At 43.7% G+C, this 24,023-nt stretch carries 26 protein-coding genes; 10 read left to right on the top strand and 16 right to left on the bottom strand.

Annotation, left to right across the window (positions count from 1 at the left end; genetic code table 11):
* Positions 1-79: 79 nt before the first annotated feature.
* The 7 genes from ACFO4O_RS01705 to ACFO4O_RS01675 all read right to left on the bottom strand — a co-directional run bounded on the left by ACFO4O_RS01705 (position 80) and on the right by ACFO4O_RS01675 (position 4,916).
* Positions 80-649 (bottom strand): rhomboid family intramembrane serine protease, encoded by a 570-nt coding sequence (locus tag ACFO4O_RS01705; RefSeq protein WP_382405559.1) that lies wholly within the window; start codon positions 647-649, stop codon positions 80-82.
* A gap of 53 nt (positions 650-702) precedes the next feature.
* Complete coding sequence (locus ACFO4O_RS01700) at positions 703-1,923, bottom strand: glutathionylspermidine synthase family protein (protein WP_382405557.1); 1,221 nt, start codon at positions 1,921-1,923, stop codon at positions 703-705.
* Positions 1,924-2,544 carry a DUF1190 family protein gene (locus tag ACFO4O_RS01695; protein WP_382408181.1) on the bottom strand — a complete coding sequence of 207 codons (621 nt, stop codon included), beginning with the start codon at positions 2,542-2,544 and terminating at the stop codon, positions 1,924-1,926.
* Between the two features lie 78 nt (positions 2,545-2,622).
* Complete coding sequence (locus tag ACFO4O_RS01690; protein WP_382405556.1) at positions 2,623-3,039, bottom strand: DUF350 domain-containing protein; 417 nt, start codon at positions 3,037-3,039, stop codon at positions 2,623-2,625.
* 8 nt (positions 3,040-3,047) lie between these two features.
* Positions 3,048-3,704, bottom strand: coding sequence for a YjfK family protein (locus ACFO4O_RS01685; RefSeq protein ID WP_382405555.1), 657 nt, complete (start codon positions 3,702-3,704; stop codon positions 3,048-3,050).
* A 105-nt stretch (positions 3,705-3,809) separates the two neighbouring features.
* The gene (locus ACFO4O_RS01680) at positions 3,810-4,493 is read right to left on the bottom strand and encodes a PspA/IM30 family protein (protein ID WP_382405554.1); all 684 of its coding nucleotides are present in this window, start codon (positions 4,491-4,493) and stop codon (positions 3,810-3,812) included.
* A gap of 27 nt (positions 4,494-4,520) precedes the next feature.
* Positions 4,521-4,916 carry a DUF2170 family protein gene (locus tag ACFO4O_RS01675; protein WP_382405553.1) on the bottom strand — a complete coding sequence of 132 codons (396 nt, stop codon included), beginning with the start codon at positions 4,914-4,916 and terminating at the stop codon, positions 4,521-4,523.
* A gap of 367 nt (positions 4,917-5,283) precedes the next feature.
* Here ACFO4O_RS01675 and ACFO4O_RS01670 point away from each other — a divergent pair, with 367 nt between their 5' ends.
* The 7 genes from ACFO4O_RS01670 to ACFO4O_RS01640 all read left to right on the top strand — a co-directional run bounded on the left by ACFO4O_RS01670 (position 5,284) and on the right by ACFO4O_RS01640 (position 14,024).
* Positions 5,284-5,547, top strand: a complete 264-nt coding sequence (locus ACFO4O_RS01670; protein ID WP_382405552.1) for a DUF6471 domain-containing protein — start codon at positions 5,284-5,286, stop codon at positions 5,545-5,547.
* A gap of 268 nt (positions 5,548-5,815) precedes the next feature.
* Positions 5,816-6,226, top strand: a complete 411-nt coding sequence (locus ACFO4O_RS01665; RefSeq protein ID WP_382405551.1) for a phosphate ABC transporter substrate-binding protein — start codon at positions 5,816-5,818, stop codon at positions 6,224-6,226.
* 11 nt (positions 6,227-6,237) lie between these two features.
* The gene (locus tag ACFO4O_RS01660; RefSeq protein WP_382405550.1) at positions 6,238-7,386 is read left to right on the top strand and encodes a porin; all 1,149 of its coding nucleotides are present in this window, start codon (positions 6,238-6,240) and stop codon (positions 7,384-7,386) included.
* A gap of 291 nt (positions 7,387-7,677) precedes the next feature.
* On the top strand, positions 7,678-9,285 hold the full coding sequence (locus tag ACFO4O_RS01655) for a sensor histidine kinase (protein ID WP_382405549.1): 1,608 nt from the start codon (positions 7,678-7,680) through the stop codon (positions 9,283-9,285).
* 350 nt (positions 9,286-9,635) lie between these two features.
* Positions 9,636-10,055: a response regulator gene (locus ACFO4O_RS01650; protein WP_382405548.1), complete on the top strand. Its 420-nt coding sequence runs from the start codon at positions 9,636-9,638 to the stop codon at positions 10,053-10,055.
* 14 nt (positions 10,056-10,069) lie between these two features.
* On the top strand, positions 10,070-11,773 hold the full coding sequence (locus tag ACFO4O_RS01645) for a GGDEF/EAL domain-containing response regulator (RefSeq protein ID WP_382405546.1): 1,704 nt from the start codon (positions 10,070-10,072) through the stop codon (positions 11,771-11,773).
* 190 nt (positions 11,774-11,963) lie between these two features.
* The gene (locus ACFO4O_RS01640; protein WP_382405545.1) at positions 11,964-14,024 is read left to right on the top strand and encodes an EAL domain-containing protein; all 2,061 of its coding nucleotides are present in this window, start codon (positions 11,964-11,966) and stop codon (positions 14,022-14,024) included.
* 80 nt (positions 14,025-14,104) lie between these two features.
* Here ACFO4O_RS01640 and ACFO4O_RS01635 read toward each other — a convergent pair whose 3' ends face one another.
* Positions 14,105-14,521, bottom strand: coding sequence for a hypothetical protein (locus ACFO4O_RS01635; protein WP_382405544.1), 417 nt, complete (start codon positions 14,519-14,521; stop codon positions 14,105-14,107).
* Positions 14,521-15,726, bottom strand: coding sequence for a hypothetical protein (locus ACFO4O_RS01630; protein ID WP_382405543.1), 1,206 nt, complete (start codon positions 15,724-15,726; stop codon positions 14,521-14,523). The genes ACFO4O_RS01635 and ACFO4O_RS01630 overlap by 1 nt, the downstream gene beginning before the upstream one ends.
* A 293-nt stretch (positions 15,727-16,019) precedes the next feature.
* Between ACFO4O_RS01630 and ACFO4O_RS01625 the strand changes: the two genes are divergently transcribed.
* On the top strand, positions 16,020-16,490 hold the full coding sequence (locus ACFO4O_RS01625; RefSeq protein WP_382405542.1) for a DUF3718 domain-containing protein: 471 nt from the start codon (positions 16,020-16,022) through the stop codon (positions 16,488-16,490).
* 85 nt (positions 16,491-16,575) lie between these two features.
* Here the strand turns inward: ACFO4O_RS01625 and rplS are convergent, their stop codons facing one another.
* The 5 genes from rplS to ACFO4O_RS01600 all read right to left on the bottom strand — a co-directional run bounded on the left by rplS (position 16,576) and on the right by ACFO4O_RS01600 (position 20,240).
* Positions 16,576-16,935 carry a 50S ribosomal protein L19 gene (gene rplS / locus ACFO4O_RS01620; protein ID WP_382405541.1) on the bottom strand — a complete coding sequence of 120 codons (360 nt, stop codon included), beginning with the start codon at positions 16,933-16,935 and terminating at the stop codon, positions 16,576-16,578.
* Between the two features lie 20 nt (positions 16,936-16,955).
* The gene (gene trmD, locus ACFO4O_RS01615; protein WP_382405540.1) at positions 16,956-17,720 is read right to left on the bottom strand and encodes a tRNA (guanosine(37)-N1)-methyltransferase TrmD; all 765 of its coding nucleotides are present in this window, start codon (positions 17,718-17,720) and stop codon (positions 16,956-16,958) included.
* A 13-nt stretch (positions 17,721-17,733) separates the two neighbouring features.
* A complete protein-coding gene (gene rimM / locus ACFO4O_RS01610; RefSeq protein ID WP_382405538.1) occupies positions 17,734-18,252 on the bottom strand; it encodes a ribosome maturation factor RimM in 519 nt (172 codons plus the stop codon).
* Positions 18,253-18,284: 32 nt separating this feature from the next.
* Positions 18,285-18,533 carry a 30S ribosomal protein S16 gene (rpsP, locus tag ACFO4O_RS01605; protein WP_371195510.1) on the bottom strand — a complete coding sequence of 83 codons (249 nt, stop codon included), beginning with the start codon at positions 18,531-18,533 and terminating at the stop codon, positions 18,285-18,287.
* A gap of 306 nt (positions 18,534-18,839) precedes the next feature.
* Positions 18,840-20,240 carry an MFS transporter gene (locus tag ACFO4O_RS01600; RefSeq protein ID WP_382408179.1) on the bottom strand — a complete coding sequence of 467 codons (1,401 nt, stop codon included), beginning with the start codon at positions 20,238-20,240 and terminating at the stop codon, positions 18,840-18,842.
* Between the two features lie 364 nt (positions 20,241-20,604).
* Here ACFO4O_RS01600 and ACFO4O_RS01595 point away from each other — a divergent pair, with 364 nt between their 5' ends.
* Positions 20,605-21,312, top strand: a complete 708-nt coding sequence (locus ACFO4O_RS01595; RefSeq protein ID WP_382405537.1) for a tetratricopeptide repeat protein — start codon at positions 20,605-20,607, stop codon at positions 21,310-21,312.
* 295 nt (positions 21,313-21,607) lie between these two features.
* Here the strand turns inward: ACFO4O_RS01595 and ACFO4O_RS01590 are convergent, their stop codons facing one another.
* Positions 21,608-22,117 (bottom strand): hypothetical protein, encoded by a 510-nt coding sequence (locus tag ACFO4O_RS01590; RefSeq protein WP_382405536.1) that lies wholly within the window; start codon positions 22,115-22,117, stop codon positions 21,608-21,610.
* A 198-nt stretch (positions 22,118-22,315) separates the two neighbouring features.
* Between ACFO4O_RS01590 and ACFO4O_RS01585 the strand changes: the two genes are divergently transcribed.
* The gene (locus ACFO4O_RS01585; RefSeq protein WP_382405535.1) at positions 22,316-22,912 is read left to right on the top strand and encodes an acyl-CoA thioesterase; all 597 of its coding nucleotides are present in this window, start codon (positions 22,316-22,318) and stop codon (positions 22,910-22,912) included.
* 44 nt (positions 22,913-22,956) lie between these two features.
* Here ACFO4O_RS01585 and ACFO4O_RS01580 read toward each other — a convergent pair whose 3' ends face one another.
* The gene (locus ACFO4O_RS01580) at positions 22,957-24,000 is read right to left on the bottom strand and encodes a YncE family protein (RefSeq protein WP_382405534.1); all 1,044 of its coding nucleotides are present in this window, start codon (positions 23,998-24,000) and stop codon (positions 22,957-22,959) included.
* Positions 24,001-24,023: the final 23 nt, after the last annotated feature.

The following is a 24,023-nucleotide window of genomic DNA, read 5'->3' as shown; positions in this document are numbered from 1 at the left end:
TTTGATGATGTAAACACAGGCAACTCACTTTTTTATTGTTGTTAGAATAAGATTCATTTTGAGTAAAAGGTGGAATACTTTACTTGCGGATATGAGCAGTCGGACGAAGCACCCAAGCCAATACGAGGCCACTGATAAACCCAAATAAGTGTGATTCCCACGATATAAACGGCTGACTAGGTAGCACGCCCCAAATCATACCACCATAAAAAAACAAAACGGCAATTGAGATAATAGCGAGAAAAAACCGACGACTCAAAAAGCCGGCGAGTAATAAATAAGCAAAGTAGCCGTAAATAACACCGCTTGCACCTAAGTGACGTGCCTCGCGGCCAAATAACCACACCAGTAAACCGGTCATCACAATTAACAAGATACTGACTAAAAAATATCGCTTTACACTAAACTGCATGAGCAAATACGACAAGACAGCAAGCGTGACAATATTTGAAAAGAAATGACTTAGTGAGCCGTGAAGCCACGGGGCAGTGAAGATATAAACAAGAGTATCGAGGTGGCGAGGTACAATGGCAAAGTGGTTTAACCAACGACCGCTGAAAAAATTTACAAGTTCGATGCAGATCAGTAGCGCCAGCACAACCGCAAGATAATGCCATTTAGGACGCTTAGTAAGTGTGTATTTAGTCATGGTACAGAGAGCTCTTTAGGTGCGCGAATTGTAAAATGCCAGAACATTTGAATTTACAAAATGACGTGTGGCAAATAGCGAGATAAATCTTGCGTGATCATAGATTCGTCTTCCCTGATTGAAATGCCCGCTGCTTCATCACCCACCAACCACGAACCAATTAAAGTATGCGACTGGCCAAACTTCGGCAGAGGTGAATAGGCTTGATAAATATAGCCCTCTTCACCATATGGACCGTCTGTGGAGAGTATATTTTTGGCTTGTTTGTCTTTTTTGTTTTGTTTTGGCAACGCGGCGTTTTTAAATTCAACAATATCGATATTCGCGCCTTCTCGCGAAAACAAGGGCTTTCTGACCCACTTTTGCTCGCCTTGAGCTGAGCCGCTGTGACGAGCAAAATCAGCCTCAAAATAGGCAGGCAACAAATTAGGGTGTCCTTTAAATGCTTGCCACAAAGATGGTAGTAGAGCCTTGTTTGATAAGATGCTTTTCCAAACCGGCTCGACCCATGCGGTCGCTGCCTCTATTGAGGCCAATCCAAACTCCTCACGCTGCATAAACTCCCAAGGATACAGTTTAAAACAGTGTGAAATTATTTGGTCTTGCAAGTCGCTTAAATCGCCGTTTTCACCTAAACCAATATCTTCCATATAAACAAAATAATCGTCTATGCCGGCGGCTTTTGCACAGTCTTGCAAATATTGCACGGTGCCGCGGTCTTCGTCGGTGTCTTTGCAGCAGGCAAAGTGCATATAGCTTAGCTCATAATAATGCGCAATGACTTTAAATTGATTGACTAGCTTTTCTTGCAGGGAATTAAATTGGTCACATGCACCCGACAGCTTACCGCCATCAACATTGTTCTCTAACCAAAGCCATTGCCAAAAACCCGACTCGTAAAGGCTAGTGGGTGTATCGGCGTTATTTTCTAAGAGCTTGGCAGGCCGCGTGCCGTCATACACAAAATCAAGACGCGAATATAATGATGGCTCTCTGGCATTCCATGAATCAGCAATTGGCTGCCAAAAAGCCTGTGGAATGGCAAATTTTGTGAGCAGTTCATCGTCTTTACTTACCTTGTCGACAATGTGCAGACACATTTGATGAAGCTCTTCGGTGGGCGACTCTAAATGTTGTTCAATTTGTTTCAAGGTAAACTGATAGTAGGCGCTTTCGTCCCAGTATGGTTGGCCGTGCATGGTATGAAAATGAAATCCATACTCATGCGCCATTTTTTTCCAATCTTTTCTGGGCGTTATGCCCATTCGAAGCATTTAACCGCCCCAGCCTTTTGAACTGCTCTTGCTACCCCAACTTGATTTTGCACGCACCGTGGAGCCAAAGCCCCCTCTGGAAATCGTACGGGTAACGGCTGGCTTTTTCTCAAATGCGCGCTTGCTTACGTTAAAACGTTTTTTATTGTAACCACCGTAGTCAAAGCCATCGGCGCCAATCCAGCGGTAACGATAAGACGAATTGCGCGAATAAGAGGTGAACATTGGCTGATAATACGGACGCGGTGACAGCAAACTTGATACCATGTAGCCGGCCATAAACGGCATAAAAAACGAACCGTTGCTGCTGCTTACCTGCTGACACTGATTGGGTCCAAATTCATATTCACAGTCGCTAGCACTTCTATATTTTGGCGCAGTGCGCGCTGCTTCTTCCAAAGCACTTTTATAAGCCACCTCACATTGCGAAACGGCATCAGGATTTGCTCGCGTACAGTCTTCTAAATCTGTATAAACCACCGCTTCTTGACGATCTGAAGAGCATGCGCTGAGTAACACTCCGGCCACACCTAAGGTTAAGGGTTTAAGCGAAAACGATTTTCGCATAGCGCTTAAATCAATAAAGCGCGTGCGTTTTCGGCTATTACTAGCAGTATCCATCTGCATGCTGTCGTTTTTGAAGGCATCTGCATTAGTCACTTGGTTGACGACCTTAAGCTCATTCATTAGATATGCTCCTTAGTAGGTCATGCATGCCGCGTTTAAAAGGCCAACTGCCACCGACATTGCACCGAGCATGATACCCGCAGATACCTCGTCGTTAGTAATGCGTTCAGCAATTTTTGGCATGAAGGTAAAACGAAGCAGAGCGAATGCAAAAAGTTGGGCGATTAAAGCAACTACACCCCAAATTAAATAATCGAGTAAAAACTCTGAATTACTCACGGCTCCCGCAAGTGCGATACTAAATCCAATCATTGCGCCAGCAAACCCGATGGCTGCCGCCGTATTTCTATGTTCTTTTACTAACTTCCATTCGTCGTGCGGCGTCACAAAAGAGTAAACAAGCTTAAATACAAAAAATAAAGCAATTGAAATCAGAAAATACAAGGCAAAGTTAGCCAAGCCTGAGATTGATGTAATGATGGCGTCCATACGCTTCCTTAACCGTTAATTGTTATATCTGCAGGTGATAAATCGAAACCGGTGCTGATGACTAAGCAACGATCATGATTATTGTCCACAATCTTTTCTTCACCGGCAACCAGTAAAGCCTCCACACTATCATCACCGATTGCTTTTTCATACAGCATTATAAACTGGTCGGTAGTGCTTACGTCACCGTCTTGTTCATATGTGGTTTCTGTCATCGCAACCGGCGGAGATTCTTCACCTATTGCATTCCATACACGCTCATAGCTATCACCGTCGAGTTCAAACCTAGGCTTGGAGATGCCATGTGAAATTAGGTCACTCCATTGGCTTTGTGTGCCCACTGTGGTGGTGTCATAAAAATACCAAAGTTTAACGTCGGTAATATGATTTTCTGTTTCACCGCCATCGGTAACAACTTGCAAAAAAGCGTCGTCGTCGGTATAGAAGCGAAACATACTGCCACCAGTATCTAGCGCGATTTTACCCACCGCTTGGATGAGATGTTTGCTGGCAGCGCCAGAAATTTTTAACTTTGGTTCGATAAGGCGCAGTTTAAGCGAGTCGAGTTCAAATGAACCGCCCAAATATAATCCCATGATTTCAGGAGACGACGGCCTGCTTTCATGGGCTTTCTTGTCTTTTTTGCCAAATAGCTTACTAAACATTGTACGCTCCTACAGCCATCGCTTTTAATTCAAGTGCTGATATAACTGTAAAAATAAAAACGCCCGCAAAGGACATTTGCGGGCTGTTTGCATGTTTCATTAAAGTTACTTGCCTGCAAGGATGCGGCTAAGCTCGTCATCAGCGCTTGCTTGACCACCCTTAATCCCTGCACCCGCCAAACGTTTCTCAAGATCGTCTGTGGATTCGCTCTGCGCTAACTCTTCAGCCGCCTCAAGCTCGGCACTTCGCAACTGCTGTTTTTCTTGAATGCGTGAGAGAGACTCAGTGGCCGTTTTCATTTTACTGTTCGCGCCAAGATGGCTCGACGATACCGATACCTGTGCACGCTGCACAGATTCGGTGGCCTTTACCATGTCCACTTGTTGCTCAAGACGGCGCAGGTTGTTTTTTGCCTGACCAATATTGTTCGCAAGTTGCTTTTCAGACGCAGTAAACTGGTCCAAATAAGTTTGCTCCGTCTCCAATTGCCCTCGCAGCTCTGATACTCGAGCGGCGCAATCTAGGGCTAACTGACGGTCTGTATCGATGGCTTTGCGCGCATGCTCCTCATATTCCGCAATCGACTTATTTAAACCGTCGACCTTTTGCTGAGAAAGTTTGCACTTTGCTAAGATTTGCGTGCGTGCATGGTCAGATTTTCTCAACTCGTCTTTTGCCTCTCTAATCTCTTGCTCTAGTATTTTAATCGCTTGGCTATCAACAACCGCTTGTGCGGTTTCAGTAGCGGTGCCCTTTACGGCGGTAAATAACTTTCTCCAAACTGACATGGCAATCTCCGATGTTTGCAAATGTAATTAGTGACTTTTTAAGAAACCCTGATAAGCGTCAATGAAGGCTTCTACATTTTGAAATAGCGTTTGAATTTCAATTAATACGCTTTCTTTTTTCGATTGTGCGCTCAACGAGCCAAATGCCGTGTAATATTCACCCCCAGCCACATTTGAAATCCCAATTGTAGTAAGCGGAAACAGCATATGCGTGCGCAAAATTTCGTTATTCATTGCAGCAGCATCAGCCACCTCATCTATAGAAAAAAGCAGCGACTCAACAAGTATTTGTTCACCGCTAATAGCAAGCCAAGCATCAATGCCGTCTTCATTTGCTATTAGCAAACAATCTTCTTCGTGTGTTACCACATATCCCTGTTCGCCTGAAATAAGTTCAGCCAGCTGTGATAGTTCCCACGTCATTCTTTTTCTCCTAAAAGTATGTATTAACCATGTCGCTTTCTATATTAGCTCTTATTAAAGATAATGCTATAGCCGCATACACCCGCTTGATTTTTTTGGGCTGCTCGGTAGTGCGCTTTCTTTTGTCAATATGCTCCGAGCTATTTGTTATGAGCTAAGTGCTATGTGCTATCAGCAACTTGGTAGTAGTCGATAAAGCAAGCACGAAAGAAATCAGGTCAACGTATTTGAAGTTGAGTATAGTAGTACTAAAAAAGAATTGTCAAATATTTTTATCACATTTGATTAAAATAATGTTTAAATGTAAATTATACGTCACAAATAAAACATGATATATTAGGCAGTCAAAGCTTAAACGGAGCAATACATGCAACCCAAAACACGTGATTGGCGCAGTTTGGTACAGCGTTTATTAAAAACAGAGTTGTCGAAAAAAGGGGTTAAGTACCAAGACCTCAGTGACAAACTCGCCGCCATAGGCATTCATCAAAGCGCTGATAATCTTAGGAACAAAGTCAACAAAGGCATTATGGGCGCTGATTTGCTTTTACAAATCATATTCGTGCTGAATATTAAACAACTACGCTACGAGGACATAGAAGAGATGCTGCAGGATATTTGTCATGATTAAGCGTTTTCTTCGCAGGTAAGGCCTCTAATCGGATACTCACGGCCTAACGCAGCTTTGTTTTTAATGACAGCATTTATGACGTTTTATTTGACTATATTAGTCATCTCTTACTTTCATCTTCTATAACTTCCATCTAAATACAACACTTATGAAAACCAGCATGATTGGTTGTTTGTTCAACTAATATAATTATGTATTAAAACACATACCTTTATGTCGCAAATGTCGTGGTACTTTCTCCTCGGTTTAATCACTAGGAACACCACACATGTTGAAAAAATTAATCGCAACTTGCATAGTACTTGCGTTCTCCTCGTTCGCTAGCGCTGAGCTCACTGTCGTTGTCAATCCTGCCAACACCAGTGCTTTAGACGCTAAGTCTGTGCAAAGAATCTTTCTCGGCAAAGAGAAAAAATTCGCAGACGGCACCGAGTCTTTACCCGTCAATCAGGGCGCAGACAACGCTATCAGACAAACCTTTGACCAAGAAATTCTTGGCCGCAGTTCGTCGCAAGTGTCGGCTTACTGGTCAAAACTGGTATTTACCGGCAAGGGCATTCCTCCTAAAGAAGTAATGACTGATGCAGAAGTCATCGACTTAGTCTCAAAAAACCCCAGCGTTATCGGATACATCGACTCATCGTCAGTTACCGACGCCGTTAAAGTCATTAACCTATAAGGAAGCCCATCATGAAAAAAGGTTTATTATTGCCAGTTTCATTATTGGCGCTATCAGTTTCAACAGCGGTAAACGCTGACGTCCGAATTAACGGTTTTGCAAATTTCACTGCCGGTTATACCACTGAAGACACAGGGCTTTATGGTTACGAAGATAAAGTAGATTTCAGCAATGGTTCTTTGTTTGCGATTCAAATATCAGGCAGTGTTAATGAAAACGTGACCGCAACAGCGCAGCTTTTGGCACGCGGTAACGAAGATTACAACGCGGAATTTGAATGGGCATATCTAACCTATGCAATAGACGACAGCAGCTCTATAAGCGGCGGTCGATTGCGTTTGCCATTGTTCAGGTATTCATCGTCTTTAGATGTGGGATACTCTTACCACTGGATTACAGCGCCACGCTCTGTTTATAGCGTTCCGTTCAATAACTACAACGGGCTGCGTTATGACCTAAATGGCTACAAAGGCGACCTCGAGTACAATGTTTCGCTATTTGGCGGTGAGTATAGCAATGAGGTGAGTGGCGGAGACTTAGAAGCTGACAAAGTATTCGGCATTACAACTGAGTTCACATACAACTCATTTAAAGCACGTTTTGTTGCGGGTCGCGGTTCAAACACCTTGAGCATTGACGCGGTTGATGGCACTTTGGCTCAACTTAGTCCGATTGCGCCTGAGTTGGCTGATGATCTCGCCATGATAGACGATTCAGGTCTATTTTTAGGTGCTGGATTTGAGTTTGACAACTTCGACTGGTTTGTGTCGGCAGAATACACCAGTGTTGAAACGAAAGATTCGTTTTCACCGAAAGACATTGCTTGGTATGTGACCGCTGGTAAACGCATTGGGAGCTGGACACCGCATATTACGTATGAAGCACGTGATGGCGACCATGACTTTAAGTTCTTAGACCAAGTAGCAGCCTTCCCAGAACAGTTTCAGCCTGCATTGCTGCAAGCTACCGCTGGTCTGCAAAGCTTTTTTATGGAAGATTTCTCTATGCTAACGGTAGGTCTGCGTTATGACTGGAGCACCAACATCGCAATAAAAGGCGAAGTTAGTCGCTACGATAACAAACGTGACGATAACCCAGCAGATATCAATCCGGCCGAAGACACGACCTTATTGAACGTAAGCGTAAACTACGTTTTCTAAGGCCAAGTTCAGTGTTGCGTTTATGCAAAATGCACCACTGAGCTTCGGATATTGATTGTCAAACAGGAAACTGCAAAAAGCTCCTTGACGCTCTCACATCTAAGTGACTAAGCGTAAAGGAGCTTTTTTACGTTTACAGCAGTGTTTGTTTGCGAAAAACTAACGGTAAAAAAGTCGTGATAGACCGTATAGAATTAAACAGCCGTAAGAATCGTTCAAATAGAAATGACCGCATGCTTACTTGTTTTAAGTATACAATGCGGGTAGCACTGAATTTGTCGAGCACTGAAAATGTCAAACACTGAAAAAGAAGAATACTTAGGTTCTCCCACTGCACACGATAATACTTTTGTTTTTACACTCTCGTCTCATCTGCAAGAAAACCTAACAGACATATGCGACCTTGTTGGGGAAGTGTTTGACGCGCATCAGTGCGAGGTTGTTGTTCAATATAAAAATGAAAATATTGCGCTGCTCAGCCTTGATATGCGAAACAAAGCCATTTCGGATTCAGCTCTTTTGAGCCAACAGTTTGACAAAGTATTTTCATTGGTCCATAAGCATCAATTTGAGCGCGTGCAAGCCTACACCGTTGACTCTGAGCCCGGTGCCAAAGCGGGCGCGTCCTCTTGTACATCCCTTGATATAATTTCAGTCCCCCTAGTATTGCTGAAGGGTTTAAAGTTTGGCGCGCTCGTTTTTTCGCGCCCCACTCGCTCAGTGGCCGAAGCCACCGAACAGAACGGTCAGCATTTAGAGCTGCTATCTCAACAAGAACAGCGCATTCTTAAAGTCATCGCCAGAGACATTCAAAACTTTTTTATTCAGCGACGCGAGCGGCTAAAAATCGAACAGTCGTATGAGTTGCAGCGTTTGATGTTGCAAAACAATCAAGATTGGATATTTGTTAAAAACGATGAATACAAAATCGTTTATGCCAACGATGCATTTTTAAATATCTACCCCGAGCATATGCGTGACAAAATTATTGGCTACACAACGGTTGAAGAATACGACGAGCAAGAGGCAGAGAAGTTTTTACTGCACGACCGAATAGCATTTAAAGAAGGTGTAAGCGAAACAACAGAAGACCTTCATCTACCCGATGGGTCGCACGTAATTGTGTCTACAATAAAACGACGTTTTGAAGATAAATATGGTGATACTTACATATTGTGCGTCTGTCGCGATATCACTGAAAAAGAAAATCTTATCCGCAGCCTACAAATGGCCAACCAGGAGTTAGACGATTTTACCAGCATTGCTTCCCACGATTTAAAATCGCCCTTAAACGCAATCCGCCGCTTACTGGCGTGGATAGAAGATGAAACAAAGGGCATATTGCCTGAAAACGCGCAAGAAAATCTCCAATTAGTGGTCAGTCGAGCGCAGAGAATGCACGCCCTACTCAACGATTTGCTCAAATTCGCAAAAATTGGCAGAGACGAAGTAAAAGTGGCACAAATATCTTTGCAAAAATCGGTTTGTGATATGCGCCAGCTTCTCGATATTCCTGAGCACTATATTCTCGAATCCGATGAGCTATTGATGACCGTGCCTGCGGTCCCGTTGAACACAATTTTGTTAAACCTAATTGCGAACGCGTTTAAACACAATGATAAGGAATTGCCCAGCGTTCACATTAGCGCTTCGGTATCTAAGCATTATTATATTATTAACATAAAAGATAACGGGCCAGGCATTGAGCCAAAATATCATGAGCGTATTTTCAAACTGTTTCAAACTCTTAAACCAAGAGATGAAGTAGAGGGAAGCGGCATGGGTTTATCGGTAGTAAAAAAATATATAGACTATTATCAGGGTAAAATAACGCTAAGCTCAGACGGTAAAAACGGCGCTACTTTCACCATTTATTGGCCAGTTGGCAAACCTGAATGATGAGGTCTTCACGCTGAATTGCATAGGGCGCATGCAGTCTCATCGCTTTGAGCAGCTAAATGCAAACCCTTTGAGCATGAGACGAGGCACAGTTGTTTGTTTGCACGATGAATCGACAAAGCGAGGGGCATACGTCAATTAAAAAGCATGCGCGCACATGGATGTGCGCGCCTGAGCGGCCAGGATGGCGAATAGCGTCTTTTTAATTGGCGTATGCCCCTCGTTAGATTCATTGTGCAAACAAACAGATTCATTGCGAAAACAGACAAGTTTATGCTCCGGTGTTGGTATGCGCTTTGCAAGAAAGACACTACTCACGGGAATGAGCACAAACAACATGGGAAATTATAATGATAAAAGCTACACCCCCTACTCTATTTGTGATTGATGACGACGACGTCGACTTTAAATTGCTCAAATATGAGTTTTCAAAACGCAAAATAATAAATCCCCTAGTTCGAGCCGTCGACGGTGTTGACGCACTCGAAAAACTAGCTTCTGGCGAAATCCAAAAGCCGTTTATTGTGCTACTTGACCTTAATATGCCGCGCATGGGCGGTATGGAATTTCTAAGCGAGTTGCGCAAAAATAAAGACTATGAAGAAACTGTCGTATTTATTCTCTCTACCTCATCAGACCTTAACGATATTCGAGAAAGCTATGAAAAACATGCAGCCGGATATTTTCTGAAAGACGATGCAAATGAGAGCATAGAACGCGTAGTAGATGTACTCGGTGGTTATTTTCAAATCGTAATGCTACCGGAATAAGTAAAGGATACAGCATGAAAATCTTGATTGTTGATGACGATGTAGTAGACCGCAAAATAATTATGAAAGCGCTCGGCGGCATCGATATTCACCGCGATATTACGCAAACCTCATCGGTTTCTGAAGGTTTGGCGGCTATGGATAAAGAGCATTTTGACGTTATTTTATTAGACTACAAGATGCCTGAAGCCGACGGCATCGAAATGCTCTACCATCTTCGCTCGCAACCCGATTTGGGCAAAACTGCTGTGGTTATGGTAAGCGCCTCGGAAGACACCGAGCTAGCGCTAAGCTGCATCGAAGCGGGTGCACAAGACTTTGTGGTAAAAAATGAAATATCTCAAGGGAAACTCAGCAAAGCTATTTTGCATGCCAAAAAGCGCTTTGAGCTTGAGAAAAAAATGCACGATAGCTATGTAAACGTGAAACACATGGCCGAGCGCGACCCGCTAACCGGTTTGTCTAATCGCTATCATTTTGAAGAAACCTTAAAGGTGATGATTGCGAACAACAAACGCACTGAACACAGTATCGCCCTACTCGCATTGGACCTTGATAACTTTAAACACGTCAACGATACCCTAGGCCACGACGCTGGTGATAGCCTGCTAGTGCAGATGGTAAATAGAATAAACGATTGTCTGCGACAAAATGAGGGCTTTGCGCGTTTAGGTGGCGATGAATTTGCCATTATCCTCGGCGGTATTTCACAAATAGGTGACGTTAGTACTATTGCAGACAGAATACTCGATACCTTCAAAACACCTTTTACGATAAACGGCAAAGAGATTACATGTGGCATGAGCATCGGCGTTGCGATATTTCCAGCCGACGCGGTCAAGGCTGCTGATCTCGTTAAATCTGCCGATATTGCGATGTATCGCGCCAAACAAAGCGGAAAAAATCGCGTTTGTTTTTACGAAAGTCAATATCAAGAGGACTTTAACCGGCGCTATGCGATACAGGTAGATATAAACAGTGTGCTAAGAAAGAAAACGTTTAGCTTACATTACCAGCCTCTTTTTGACCTGCAGTCTAACAAGATAAAGAGCTTCGAAGCGCTTATCAGATGGCCGCTGTCGGGCCCAAGCTTTTATAACCCAGACGAGTTTATTCCGATTTCAGAAGAGACACATCAAATCGTAGAAATAGGACAGCGTGTGTTAAAAGAAGCGCTGCAACAACTGCATGTTTGGCAGTCATCTTATGGACATGATTTGGGGATCTCAATAAATGTATCTCCGGTGCAGTTGCGTGATGATGGCTTTATAGAATATGTAAAGCATCAATTAGCAGAACAAAAGATTGACGCTAGAACCGTGACTTTAGAAATTACAGAGACGGCATTTTTTAAAGAAAAAGACAAAATAGCGGCCAGTCTTAATGCGCTATCAGCTCTCGGGCTCAATATTGCATTAGATGATTTTGGCATGGGTTACTCTTCAATATCACACCTTATGTCGTACCCTATTGACGTGGTAAAAATTGACAAAAGCTTGCAAGCAAATGAAGGTGATCATCATTCCAACGACGCAATGTTTGAAGCCTTGGCGCTTATGCTCAAAAAGCTCGAATTTAGGATTGTTGCAGAAGGGGTAGAAACCGAGAAGCAACTGTTGCTGTGCCGAAAACACCACATCGATAAGGCACAAGGATACTTGCTTGGAAAGCCTGTTTCAGCACAAGAGGCTGATGACTTGCTGAAACAAAACCAGTAAGCGATGGTCACAGGCCGTATGCCTATAGAATTTTGCGAAACATACTAACGGCTGCGCTGACTCGTGATGTTTTCGCTTTCGCGTTCGATATGAACGGTATGTCATGCGATACCGAGTTTTAACATCAGATAAGTGATTGCATTTGCTTTCAAGTAAGCTATAGCGCTAACCAATCAGGTCATGTTATTAAATGATTTTTAAATCGATACGTTCCTCAATTGCAGCCCTAACAAGCATCGCTATTACATTAGCTTGCGCTGCAGTCATTGCGGTTTCGGTATCGGTGTATGAGGAGCTTTATCTAGACTCGGTAAAACGGGACCTAGACGGACTAAGCTCAAATCTCGCTAATGATTTGTTGCCAATCATATCGATTGACGAGCCAGACAGCATTAGCATGACAACTGCCCTTCTTCGCCTAGACCGGTACGACAATGTAAAATTTGCCGCAATCTTAGATGACAAATTGCAAGCTTTGCAGCTTTACGGCGGAAAAGCCCTTACTTCTCGTGAAGAGATGGACAACAAGTTACTTGCTTCAAACGTCACGCAACTCACGCCGGGCGTGCAGGTAAAAAATGCCGAACTTATCGCGTTTAAGCATATTGGCGAAGCATCACTCCCTCAAGGTTATCTGCTGGTGGTTAATGACGCTGGCACGCCGCTTATGCAAAGCAAACTTACTTTGCTACAACGTGTGCTTCCGCTTGCGGTGCTTATTATAGCAATTGGCATCTTTGTGTCGGCTTGGCAAAACTACAAAATGCTTTCCCCCCTTAAAAAGCTGGCCGAGTTAGCTCGTAGAATTAAACAAACAAATGACTACTCCATCAAACTTGAGATTGATGGAAAACGTGAGGTCAAAGACCTTTCGGACGAAATCAGCAGCATGATGAGCACTATCGACAGCGAAGCGAACCGCAATAAAGCTTATACCGAGCAGCTCACAGAGCAGCGTCAACTGATGGAGCACATGGCGAACTATGACTCATTGACAGGTCTGCCGAACCGGCCTAATTTTTTGAGTATCGCCCGCGCTACATTACAAAATGCCAAGCTAACTAAAAGCAATTCCTTACTACTATATTGCGATTTGGACGGTTTTAAAGGCGTCAACGACATACACGGTCATGAAGTTGGAGACAAACTTCTTATTGAAGTTAGCCAACGACTCAAACAAAAAGTCAGAGCCAATGACTATGTTTCGCGTCTTGGCGGCGATGAATTCCTTATTTTATTGGTTAACCCCCTAGAAAAAACAACACTGAACGAATTTGCTAAAGACGTGGTTGATGCCATCAGCGAGCCGTTCAACATTAATGGCTGGGAAGTGCAAATAAGCATTAGTATCGGCATTTCATGCGCAGAGCAATCTGACTTTGATGTTGACCGCCTTATTGCCAATGCAGACATAGCCATGTATCGCAGTAAATTAAACGGTAAAAATACCTTTGCTGTGTTTGAACAGGGCATGATGAGCGCCAATAAACGCCGCCTCGATATTGCGAATGCTATAGTATCTGCATTGAAGCTTGATGAATTTTCGCTACATTATCAGGCAAAGGTAAATACGAATGAAGAAGTGATAGGCTTTGAAGCCTTAATCCGCTGGCACAGCCAAGAGTTAGGTTTTATATCGCCGCTAGAGTTCATTTCCATCGCTGAGCAGTCGGGGCGTATCGGCTTGATTACCCACTGGGTCATCAATAAGGTAAGCGAAGATTTGGCATCGTTACAAGAGGCATACGGCAGCGATATTGTTGTGGCACTTAACCTCTCGGCAAATGATTTAAAGGAACCCGGCTTATTTGCAATTATTCATGATGCATTTACGCGCCACGGTGTGACTCCTGAAGCCGTTGAGTTTGAGGTCACTGAATCTGCATTTTTAGAAAACTTTGATTATGCCAATCAGTTTTTTGACCAACTTACGCACTTGGGATGTTCAATTGCCCTTGATGACTTCGGCACAGGCTATTCGTCACTAAGTTATTTAACAAAAATCAGGCTCAACACCCTTAAAATAGACAAACAGTTTATAGATGGCATTGGCGTGTCTGAGCGGACCACCCTGATTACCAAGACGATTGTTGAAATGGCGAAAAACCTGAATTTAAAAGTATGCGCTGAAGGCGTTGAAACTGAAGCACAAAAAGACTTTTTGGTGGATATTCAATGCGAACAAATGCAAGGCTATTTGTTCGCTAAACCCAAACCACTAAGCGAACTTTTGCCAAAGCACGCAGCGTAAGCATCACTGCTTTATGCATGCTCTAACCATGTAAACACAGAAGTCGTTCATGTCCGTTCTTGTCGTTCTTGCTATTTAGACTACTCAACCTGATAAACTACTTTTAGGTCGGGTGGTACATCGGTGCCGGCGGGTACATACGCAATCGCGCCCTTGTTATCCCTTAGAAAGCTAACGACAGACTCAACACTGTCTAATTGCTGCGGTGGTTTCTTTCTGCCGGCAAAACGCATCTGCGCCCAATAAGACTGAATACGTGCTTCTGTTAAGCCCACCACTTTGGTATTGAACAAAATGCGCACTTCGTTCTCGGGGGGCAGTTCGATGGCAGTTAAGTCATAGTCCACCGTTCCTCCCATAAACAAGTTGCGAACCTCTTGCTTGGAAAGCGATAGTTCATCGTCAACATTGGCAACCACAAGCACCGACTCACGTGCCAACGCATCGCTAGCAAAGCTAATTAAAAGTACGATGGGTATCAAAAAGATAGTTTTCATTAAAACACCCACTCCACAGCTAGTTGCAAGAGTTCAGCGTTTTCCTCAAGGGTAAAAGGCCGAGTGTTAATGCTATCGTCATCAGGCTGCTCTTGCCCCTGGATAAGAGTAATATCAGCTTTGAGAGCCAAGTTGCTGCGAATATCATATCGAAGGCCTAGCGTAAACGTTTGCATATCACTTAGAGGATTTGACTGGAGTGCAAGAGCATATTGCTGGGCCAGAAAATCAAGCTGAGGATCGAAGCCCACGGGTATTTCATTTGGCGCATCCCCGTAATCAGTGTCACTTTGAGCAATGGTGGCATGCACCGTAAACGGATAAAAATTATAACCGGCCGTCACGTAAAAACTGTTGGTTGTAGGTGCAAAGTAAGCGGCAGAGTCAAAGCGCGAAAGCTCTACTTTGACAAAGTAGTCTAAATTTTCCCAACCCGCGCTAAATTGAAAATAGCGGACCTCATTGTTCACATCTAAGGTAGCGGCTGAGTCTTCGAACCCTAGTGCTCTCAACACATTTTGGAATTGAGCTAATTCGTCAATAAAGACCTTAGTTCGTCCGCGGTGGTGTGACGCTCGAAAATTAAACTGCTTGTAATAAACCTGTCCAACGACCCCCATCAAATCGTCTACTTTGGCATCTACTTTACGCCTGCCAAAGACGATTTCATCGTCGTATACACCGTAATAAGCGTCAAAGCTGCCTGAAAATTTGCGTTGTGAAAACTCGTAACTCGCTAGCAAACCGTCGTATTCGCTAAATATAAACGGATTGTAGATTTCTAACGGTAAGGTAATCCAAGGATAAGCAAAGCCAACATCAATGACTTCACTAAATTGAAAGATAGGAATGCGCTGCCTGCCCAATTTAAAACTCAAGTTATTGCTGGGTCGATAATCAGCATAAAGCCACTGTATGTCGCTGCCTTTTTCATCATTTGCACGCACTACGGCTTGGCCTACGATGTGAAAAGCATCAGACACTGTCCAGTCTGCTCTTAAACCGAGTAAACTTTCCTCCTTTAGGGTAAAGCTGTCGGTATAGCTGTTAAACGCACCTTCATCTGCGTTTAGATAACCACCCACCAATCGCGCAAAACCTGAAAACTCAACAGTTTTGTCGCTGTTTGCTCCCTCAACGCGCATCGACAGCGTCAATAATCCTGTTAATAGTGCGGTAAAAATCAGCTTGCTCAAGGATTTCATTAAAACGGGCATTCCTTAGGTAATTTTCAAATATTAAGCACGTAAAGCCAGAAAATGTGCAGTATGCGAATAAGATGCTTACTCTAATTTACTCACTTACTACAATATCGTCTTTTTATAGTAATAAATTAGCGCTTTTTGGAAATAAGCTAAAAACCACGGTCAAAACAGCATTCAACAAAATATGCTTAAAAAATACTCAGGTATGTAATACTATCCCAAAGCTGTCCCACTTAGGAGTAGACTTCGCGAAGTTGAACATCCTAATAACGATTACTTACGCGGAAACTACCATGAAAAAACTTCTTGTTTTAACAACACTTACCCTTGGTTTAAGCGCTGCTGCAGGCGTGTCCAATGCATCTGACTTTGCAAAAACCAATGATAACTTTGAAACTCAAATTTGTTACGCAGCGGCAACTGAAGGCCTCAGCGGTGCTGAAGCACTTGTACAGAGTAAGGGGTTGTCATTCAGAACCTTCAAAAAGAGCGTGAACTGCAACGGTCTGTCTTTAGCCGCGTTTGCAAAACAATACGCTAAGCGCAACGCAAATGACAAAGATAAGGTAAAGCTTGAACTGGTTGCGACGAATAACGACGTTGAGTCCAAGATATGTATCGAAGCACTTACTCGCGGCATGGATAAAACCGTGGCCAAGTATAAAATCAATAAAGATTACATTCGCTGCAATGGTAAACCTCTTCCTCGCTTTGTGAATGAAAGCAAGCGTCGTGGACAAGCGGTAGTATCAGTGTCAAATTAAAATAGTGTGTAGACTCAAGAATTAGCCAAGAAAAAACCCGCGATTAAGCGGGTTTTTATTTGTTAACGGTAACAGCAAATTAAATTTAGTTAAGTTTTTCTCTGATACGTGCAGATTTACCTGAACGCTCACGAAGATAGTACAATTTAGCTCTGCGAACTGCACCGCGACGTTTCACTTCAATGGAATCAATCGCAGGGCTATGAGTTTGGAACACACGCTCTACACCTTCACCGCTTGAAATCTTGCGCACTGTAAAAGCAGAATGTAAACCACGGTTACGCTTAGCAATAACCACACCTTCATATGCCTGAAGACGCTCTTTATCGCCTTCCTTCACTTTTACTTTTACTATAACTGTATCACCAGGGCCGAACGCCGGTAAATCAGTCTTGAGCTGTGCTTGCTCAATTTTTTTAATGATATCTTGATTGACTTTAGCCATCGAATCCTCACTTCCTAGTATTAACTGTCGTCTGCCGCATCAGCTTGCTTTTGCTCATTTACGAGCGAGTTAAGCAGTCGCTGTTGCTCCTCAGTCAGAGCTAGGTTATTTAACAAATCAGGGCGTCGCTCTAAGGTCTTTTGTAAAGACGCTTTAAGTCGCCACTGTCTAATTTTTTCGTGATCCCCACTTAATAACACCGAAGGTACATGCATCTCGTTAAAGCTTTCTGGACGCGTATAGTGCGGACAATCTAGCAAACCATTGGAAAACGAATCTTCCTCGGCAGACAAATTGTGCCCTAACACGTCGGGTATCAACCGCGCCACTGCGTCCATAAGAACCATAGCGGGCAATTCCCCACCGCTTAATACGTAGTCTCCGATTGACCATTCTTCATCAACCAAAGTCTGTATTACGCGTTCATCAATGCCTTCATATCTGCCCGCAATTAACACTAAGTCATTGCTTTGGCCTATCGATTGCACACCTTCGTAATTAAGTGTCTGCCCCTGAGGAGACAAATAAATCACTTTACTGTTTTCTGCTAGCGCTTGTTTAGCGCTGGCAATAGCGTCTGCTAGCGGTTGCACCATCATTAGCATGCCCGGACCTCCCCCGTAGGGTCGGTCGTCAACGGTACGATGTTTGTCGTGAGCAAAGTCTCTTGGATTAACCAAAGACACTTCTATCAAGCCTCTCTTAACCGCTCTTCCGAATACGCCTTGCTGTATAAAAGACGCAAACATCTCGGGAAAAAGAGTAACAACGCTAAACCGCTGCAAGGTTTCGCCTCATTTAAAAAGCCGGATCCCAGTCCACCTTGATGGTGTTACCTTGTTTATCAACTTCTACTACGACTTGGTCGAATATAAAAGGCAATAAACGTTCTTTTTGACCAAAACCATCGTTCGGATTTGCTTTAACCATCATCACATCATTAGAGCCTGTTTCGAACAACTCCTTAACCGTTCCTAAGTCATAACCCTTATCGGTTATTACCTTCATCCCAATTAAGTCTTTCCAGTAAAAGTCATTCTCAAGCTCAGGCAGTTGCGATGACGAAATGCTGATATCGAGATTCTTTATCAGCTCTGCATCCTCGCGGGTCTCGACGCCAACTAACTTAGCTACTAGAGCCTTGCTATGAAAACGCCATTGGTCAACCTGAACAGATTGATTTGTGCCAAGTTTCCAAGGCTCATAATCAAAAATACTTTCTGCATTTTGAGTAAAGCTATTAATTTTAACCCAACCTTTCACGCCATAGGGCGCTCCGATTTTGCCAACAATTAATGTGTCAGACGCTACGCTCATCTTTACTCCATTGTGCAAACAAAAATGACCGCTTACGCAGCCGCTTTTGCATCTTTTACCAAGCGTGCAACACGGTCTGAAAGACCGGCGCCGTGACCTACCCAATACTCAACACGCTCAAGGTCTAAACGAAGCTTTTCAGCTTGACCTTGTGCAGTCGGATTGAAGAAGCCGATGTTCTCAATGAACTTGCCATTGCGAGCACGACGGCTGTCAGCAACAACCACTTGATAAAATGGGCGCTTTTTCGCACCACCACGCTGTAAACGAATAGTAACCATATATGCCTCAAACTCGTTGTAGCGTTACCGTTAACAAAGCCTTTTTACCACCAACGGCAAAAAGGTGCGCGAATTATACGCACACTAGCCACTATTGCAAGGCTTAATTGACCTTACTCAGTTTAGTCAAGCTCATACAGCACAAGGGAATGACGCGTTTTGCAGTGTTTAAAAAGGCGCCATTACTTGCATGTTTAATGTCTACGTGTAAATCGTTCATGTCTCGTCTCCTTTATCAGCTAACTGTTAATGGTTTATTATAGCTACTTAGATAAGCCAGCAGCGCCGCCCGCAATAACTTTCAATTCACTGTCTGCCGCGCAGTGCTGAAATGAAGCTAGCCGCGATAACAAAGCTTAATGACATCTTAAGTGCAAGTGAAATGGTGCTCATTAGTTCAGGATTGGTTTGTTCCGTAAACGTTGCGTCACCTAAGTAATAGTGAATCATTAAATTCACAATACTCATGCCCACTAAATTTCCAATAGTCCGTGATAAATTCATAGACGCAGAGGCAACACCTACCTCTTGCTCTTTTACCGCCCCCATAATTGCGTTGTTATTAGGGGTAGAAAACAAACCGAAGCCTAAACCAACCAGTGCAAGAGCAGCGCTTATAAATGCCGCGCTGGTGCGGGTATCAATTTGGTTGAGCAACAAAAACCCCACACCTACAATCACGCAGCCTGTGGTAGCCACAATGCGAGGCTGAAATTTATCTGATAGCTTACCTGCAAGAGGCGCAATAATTGCCATACAAAGCGCCTGAAGTAACAGTATTTGCCCTGCCTCAGAAGGACTAAAGCCTTTGATATACTGCAAATATAGGCTGAGCAAAAAAATAATCGCAAAATTACTGCCATACATCAAAAACGAGGTTGAAAGTGAGAGGCTAAACACCCTACTTTCTTTAAACATTTGCACGCGTATTAAAGGTTGTCGATCGCGGCTTTGATGCACAATAAAAGCCGCCAGACTCGCCGCCGAAAGCAGAACGAGCAGAATGCCTATTACACTTGGTAACTTACTAAGACCATATACCAGTGAGCAGGCGAACAGTATAAATATGCCAGAACCAATCCAGTCGAAGCGAGAGTGCTCGTTGTTTTTCCACTCACCGCTCAGTTTTAACTTAATAAATATTAATAGTCCTAACACAAGCGGTATTTGAAAATAAAACACCGAACGCCAGCCCAACCATTCGGTAAGCCAGCCGCCCACGGCGGGCGCGAGTGTAAGACCGACATATACGCACGCAGCAATGATGCCTAATGCAGCACCGCGCTTGTGCGATGGCGTAACGGAAGTAACAATAGCTACGCCCGTACCAAATATCATGGCACCGGCCGCGCCTTGCATAAACCGCCAAAACAATATCCAGTCGATGCTAGTGCCAACCGCACACATAGCTGCGGCAATTGCATTTAGTAAAAGCCCGAGCACGTAAACGCGCTTTCTACCGTAATTGTCAGCAAGCTTGCCAAAAGGCAACATAAAGGCAACATTTGCTAAAATGTAAAGGGTCGGAAGCCATCCTACCTTCATGGCGTTGGCGTTTAAGTCTTCTGCCATGGTGGGAATAGCAACGTTGACTGCCGCCATGCCCATAGGCGCAATCAAATAGCCTGCGCAAACAGCGATAAGAGCAAATGTAGAAAGATTTGTTTTAGGCACTAGTAAACCTGTGTTTGTATGAGACCGAGTAATTTTTGTATGTAAACTGCCTAAATACGGTGATAAAAGAATAAATAATTGGCAGGGTTTGCAACAGCGTCGCTTAACTTTTTAATTAAACCATATTTAGCAAGGCTAGCCCAAAGCAAGTTTTGTTATATTACAAAATGCTCTGTTGTTTTTTCCTCATACTATTGCCACTGCGCCTATTAACGATTAGCCTTTTGCAGTATGGGACTTTTAGGTAACGTGTCCTCTTGTATTGTATAAAGCCGTTTAACTGTAAAAGGAAAAAACCGTGCGCTTAGCTTTTCTATTTTCAAGGTTTAACTTCATCTCGCACAAGCGACGTTGCTGTCGGCTACAGACGACTAAACGTTTGCCAGCCCAAATTTATATGAGCCTTTGCTTAGGCTTGGGCTTGGCAATAGGGTCTGTAAATGCTTTAGCCCAAGAACAGGAGCAGGCAAACGAGCAAAACTCATCGAATGCCGATGTACCGGCTAGTCAGCGAGACGACGTAGAGCAAATTGAAGTGCAAGGCCGAGCTGGAGATGCAGCCTTGCAAGCGTTTCAAATGGGTAATTTTGAGCTTGCTGAAATTCAGTTTAATAAAAATGCAGAATGCGCTTTGCGCGCTGAAAGAAACCTACGCGCATTCACCGATGATGCACGGAACGCACAGTTAAATCAGTCGCTGGCAAACGGCTTTTCAAGCAGTGGCCCCACTACAGACGCCATTGGCTCATCGTCTATGAATTCTGGCTCCAATTTGCAAACAAAAGCACCGCTTAGAGAGCTAACGTGCACAGACCGAGGCTACCAGATTTATATGGTGGGTATGTCGCAGTTACAAATGGGACGAGCAGAAGAAGCCGAAGAAAGTTTTGAGCGCGCCATAAGACTCAATAAACATCTTCATGACGCAATGTATCGCCTAGCGTTAATGAAACTCTTGCGTGAAGATACAGAAGGCGCAACAGAGCACTATGAAGACATGCAGGCCTTACTCAAAAGATGCAATAATATTTGTGATGCTCAGGCAAATATCCAAGCGGGCTTAGACTTTTTAGAAAAAGCGCTGGCGGGAAAAGTTCGAAAATAACAAAGCACTATAGGCGAAATATATAGACACTCAAAAAGGCCATCGCTGATTGAACTGCGTGTGAATAATGCACAGGAGTAACGCGCAGGGGTAATGCCGCTTGTTCAAACGCTTGATCTAGTAAGGGGCCTAGCAGTAATTAAAAGACGCTTTTCGCCATCCTGGCCGCTCAGGCGCGCACATCCATGTGCGCGCATGCTTTTAATTACTGCTAGGCCCCTCACTTTTTCGATAAAACGCTTGTACAAGCGGCATTTTGGCTAGCATTTCGAGCTGATATTTGAACACAAGGCTACTAGAACTTAGCGCTAAACCCTGCGTACCACGTTCCTTCATAAACCTCATGTGCAATGATTCGCTGGTCATCGCTTAAGCTCAAAAAACCTACGTTTAACTCGATTTTGTTCGCCTGTACATAACCAAACAATACGCTATATGTGTTATCAGCGCCCTGAATTTGCTCGTTGGATAAGCCCCATCGGAACCCGATTTTGTTATCGTTAAATGTGTCATTTAACATCGTACCAAACGCCATAGAAGCGCTGTGTAAATGTGCGTCTATCGGGTTGCGGGAAGTGATACCCAATCCAGCTTGTGTAAGTGGTTTTGCGCCGAATAGAAAGTTAGAAATCGCTGGAGATTGCTCAATATTATCGATTGGTATGCTAGCTTTGACCGGCGAAGCTAAGATTAATAAGGCCATCGTAAATACGACCACTGACGCTGTGACAGTTAAAACACCATCCGTGCAAGGGCGATTGCTCTTTGCTGGGGCGTTTGATGTTACTTCATTCGATGACGTCATTTTATCTCTGGAAAATAAGTTCTAGTCTGCTGAGAAACAAACATTACCAAGTAAAACGATTGAAAAGGTATTCATGCGCATAAAGGATATCGCGGCTAATACCTGACGTTTTTTATTTCATGTGGTTTTATTAGATGTTTGCGCCAACGCGCTATGTTGATTATGCTGACCGTCTGGTTAATTTAATTCAGCGTTACTATGACATCATCAAGCCAATCGGCTGAAGCCCCCCACAATTTTCGTTCCGTAAAATCCTCGCAAGTTGTCTTAAAAGAGCTCATGATCCCAAGCTATGCCAACTTCGGCGGAAAGGTCCACGGCGGTATTATTTTATCGTTAATGGATAAAATCGCATACACCGCGGCAGCGACGCACAGTCGAGGTTACTGCGTTACCGCCTCGGTTGATTCGGTTAACTTTGTTAATTCGGTCAATGTAGGTGAACTGGTGACCTTAATGGCATCGGTAAACTATGTAGGGCGCTCTTCTATGGAAGTTGGCATAAAAGTAGTATCGCAAGATTTTAAGCGCGGTATTGAAAAGCACACCAACACTTCCTACTTCACCATGGTTGCAATTGACGAGACCACCCGCGAATCAATTCCTGTTCCGGGCTTAATATTAGAAAATGATAAAGAAATAGAGCGATTTATTTGGGGCAAATTTCGTAAGCAGTACAAGCTCGATTACAAAAAGCAGTTTCATAGTATGCAAGACGACTTAGACATGAGCCGTGAAAAGCAAAAGCTTTTGAATGAGAACTGCTTTGTAAAGAGCCCAAATAAAAGCGTTTAGACTAGGGTCTGTTGATCTTTGCGCAAAGATCAACAGACCTTAAACTACTTAGCCTGAATAAATACGAGACCGTCGGGATTATTGCCCGTTGGGTACTCCTCAATTATGACTTGTTTGGCTATATCTATCGCCACCACTTTGTTTTTTAAATTAAGTGACAGATAGGCAATGTCTTTGCTCGGATGCAGCACTATCCCCTGCGGGCCTGCTTGTGTTTCTAGTGCTAATGTAGCCAACTCTTGTTTTGTGTTGGTATCAAAAAACCGTACATTGTGTGCCCTGAAGTCGGGCACTATGGCAACTGTTTCGTCGTGATTAAACAGCACTCTATACGGGAATGTGAACCCATCCCAAGAGGCAAGTACTTCTTCTGTGTCAGGGTCAATCACCACTAGCTTTCCGTCTTGATTAGCTCCGTACCAAAGCTCGTGAGCACTTTTTCTATAATTAATCGCCTCAGGCATTGCCTCGGTGGCGATATCTTTCGTTTTAGTTCGCTTTGCCACATCAATAACCGATATAGAATTTGCTCTTATATTAGTGGCGTAAGCGGTCGCCTCATCGGCGCTCAGAGCGAGCATGTGTGTGGTGGCTTGGTCAGTGTTAATCGACGTAACGACTTCACCGCTTATTACATTGGCGATACCAACTTTTTGCGCTTTACCCGAGGTAAATATTACGTGTTCATTGTCTTTCAAAAACCGAATACCGTGAAGCCCCGGCAACGCTGATAATTCTATGGTTCGAGCCAGCGTTTGTGCTTGCATATCAAACACGCTCAAGCTATTTCCACCCACAAAATCAGTACTCACTGCCCAGCGTAGGTCTGGCGACAACACTAATTCATGGGGACCTTGGCCAGTAGGCAGGGTGTTTACAATACGCTTGGAGTTAAGGTCAATCACGCTCACGCTATTGTCTGACTTATTCACTACCGCTAGGGCGCCATCTGCTTGCTTTGGCACATAAGCCGAGCCCGATGATGCACACCCCATGAGCGTTATGAATACAAACGCAAGCAGTAAAACAGGGCTAAACGTGACATGTCTTGACTGTTTGCGAGCAGGCGTCTGATTTTCAAGCGTCATTTAACGTTCCTGATGTTGGTATT

It is taken from the genome of Glaciecola siphonariae (assembly GCF_042652645.1).
GTDB lineage: Bacteria > Pseudomonadota > Gammaproteobacteria > Enterobacterales > Alteromonadaceae > Glaciecola > Glaciecola siphonariae.
This window is presented reverse-complemented; position numbering and strand designations above follow the sequence as displayed.

What these genes read in the sequence shown, in the direction of transcription:
- ACFO4O_RS01690 (WP_382405556.1), bottom strand. Translation starts at nt 3,039, where the DNA reads ATGGACGCCATCATTACATCAATCTCAGGCTTGGCTAACTTTGCCTTG.
- ACFO4O_RS01680 (WP_382405554.1), bottom strand. Translation starts at nt 4,493, where the DNA reads ATGTCAGTTTGGAGAAAGTTATTTACCGCCGTAAAGGGCACCGCTACT.
- ACFO4O_RS01700 (WP_382405557.1), bottom strand. Translation starts at nt 1,923, where the DNA reads ATGCTTCGAATGGGCATAACGCCCAGAAAAGATTGGAAAAAAATGGCG.
- ACFO4O_RS01630 (WP_382405543.1), bottom strand. Translation starts at nt 15,726, where the DNA reads ATGAAATCCTTGAGCAAGCTGATTTTTACCGCACTATTAACAGGATTA.
- ACFO4O_RS01625 (WP_382405542.1), top strand. Translation starts at nt 16,020, where the DNA reads ATGAAAAAACTTCTTGTTTTAACAACACTTACCCTTGGTTTAAGCGCT.
- ACFO4O_RS01670 (WP_382405552.1), top strand. Translation starts at nt 5,284, where the DNA reads ATGCAACCCAAAACACGTGATTGGCGCAGTTTGGTACAGCGTTTATTA.
- ACFO4O_RS01590 (WP_382405536.1), bottom strand. Translation starts at nt 22,117, where the DNA reads ATGACGTCATCGAATGAAGTAACATCAAACGCCCCAGCAAAGAGCAAT.
- rplS (WP_382405541.1), bottom strand. Translation starts at nt 16,935, where the DNA reads ATGGCTAAAGTCAATCAAGATATCATTAAAAAAATTGAGCAAGCACAG.
- ACFO4O_RS01705 (WP_382405559.1), bottom strand. Translation starts at nt 649, where the DNA reads ATGACTAAATACACACTTACTAAGCGTCCTAAATGGCATTATCTTGCG.
- ACFO4O_RS01640 (WP_382405545.1), top strand. Translation starts at nt 11,964, where the DNA reads ATGATTTTTAAATCGATACGTTCCTCAATTGCAGCCCTAACAAGCATC.
- ACFO4O_RS01695 (WP_382408181.1), bottom strand. Translation starts at nt 2,544, where the DNA reads ATGGATACTGCTAGTAATAGCCGAAAACGCACGCGCTTTATTGATTTA.
- rpsP (WP_371195510.1), bottom strand. Translation starts at nt 18,533, where the DNA reads ATGGTTACTATTCGTTTACAGCGTGGTGGTGCGAAAAAGCGCCCATTT.
- ACFO4O_RS01585 (WP_382405535.1), top strand. Translation starts at nt 22,316, where the DNA reads ATGACATCATCAAGCCAATCGGCTGAAGCCCCCCACAATTTTCGTTCC.
- ACFO4O_RS01675 (WP_382405553.1), bottom strand. Translation starts at nt 4,916, where the DNA reads ATGACGTGGGAACTATCACAGCTGGCTGAACTTATTTCAGGCGAACAG.
- ACFO4O_RS01660 (WP_382405550.1), top strand. Translation starts at nt 6,238, where the DNA reads ATGAAAAAAGGTTTATTATTGCCAGTTTCATTATTGGCGCTATCAGTT.
- ACFO4O_RS01685 (WP_382405555.1), bottom strand. Translation starts at nt 3,704, where the DNA reads ATGTTTAGTAAGCTATTTGGCAAAAAAGACAAGAAAGCCCATGAAAGC.
- ACFO4O_RS01645 (WP_382405546.1), top strand. Translation starts at nt 10,070, where the DNA reads ATGAAAATCTTGATTGTTGATGACGATGTAGTAGACCGCAAAATAATT.
- ACFO4O_RS01650 (WP_382405548.1), top strand. Translation starts at nt 9,636, where the DNA reads ATGATAAAAGCTACACCCCCTACTCTATTTGTGATTGATGACGACGAC.
- rimM (WP_382405538.1), bottom strand. Translation starts at nt 18,252, where the DNA reads ATGAGCGTAGCGTCTGACACATTAATTGTTGGCAAAATCGGAGCGCCC.
- ACFO4O_RS01595 (WP_382405537.1), top strand. Translation starts at nt 20,605, where the DNA reads ATGAGCCTTTGCTTAGGCTTGGGCTTGGCAATAGGGTCTGTAAATGCT.
- ACFO4O_RS01665 (WP_382405551.1), top strand. Translation starts at nt 5,816, where the DNA reads ATGTTGAAAAAATTAATCGCAACTTGCATAGTACTTGCGTTCTCCTCG.
- ACFO4O_RS01655 (WP_382405549.1), top strand. Translation starts at nt 7,678, where the DNA reads ATGTCAAACACTGAAAAAGAAGAATACTTAGGTTCTCCCACTGCACAC.
- ACFO4O_RS01635 (WP_382405544.1), bottom strand. Translation starts at nt 14,521, where the DNA reads ATGAAAACTATCTTTTTGATACCCATCGTACTTTTAATTAGCTTTGCT.
- ACFO4O_RS01580 (WP_382405534.1), bottom strand. Translation starts at nt 24,000, where the DNA reads ATGACGCTTGAAAATCAGACGCCTGCTCGCAAACAGTCAAGACATGTC.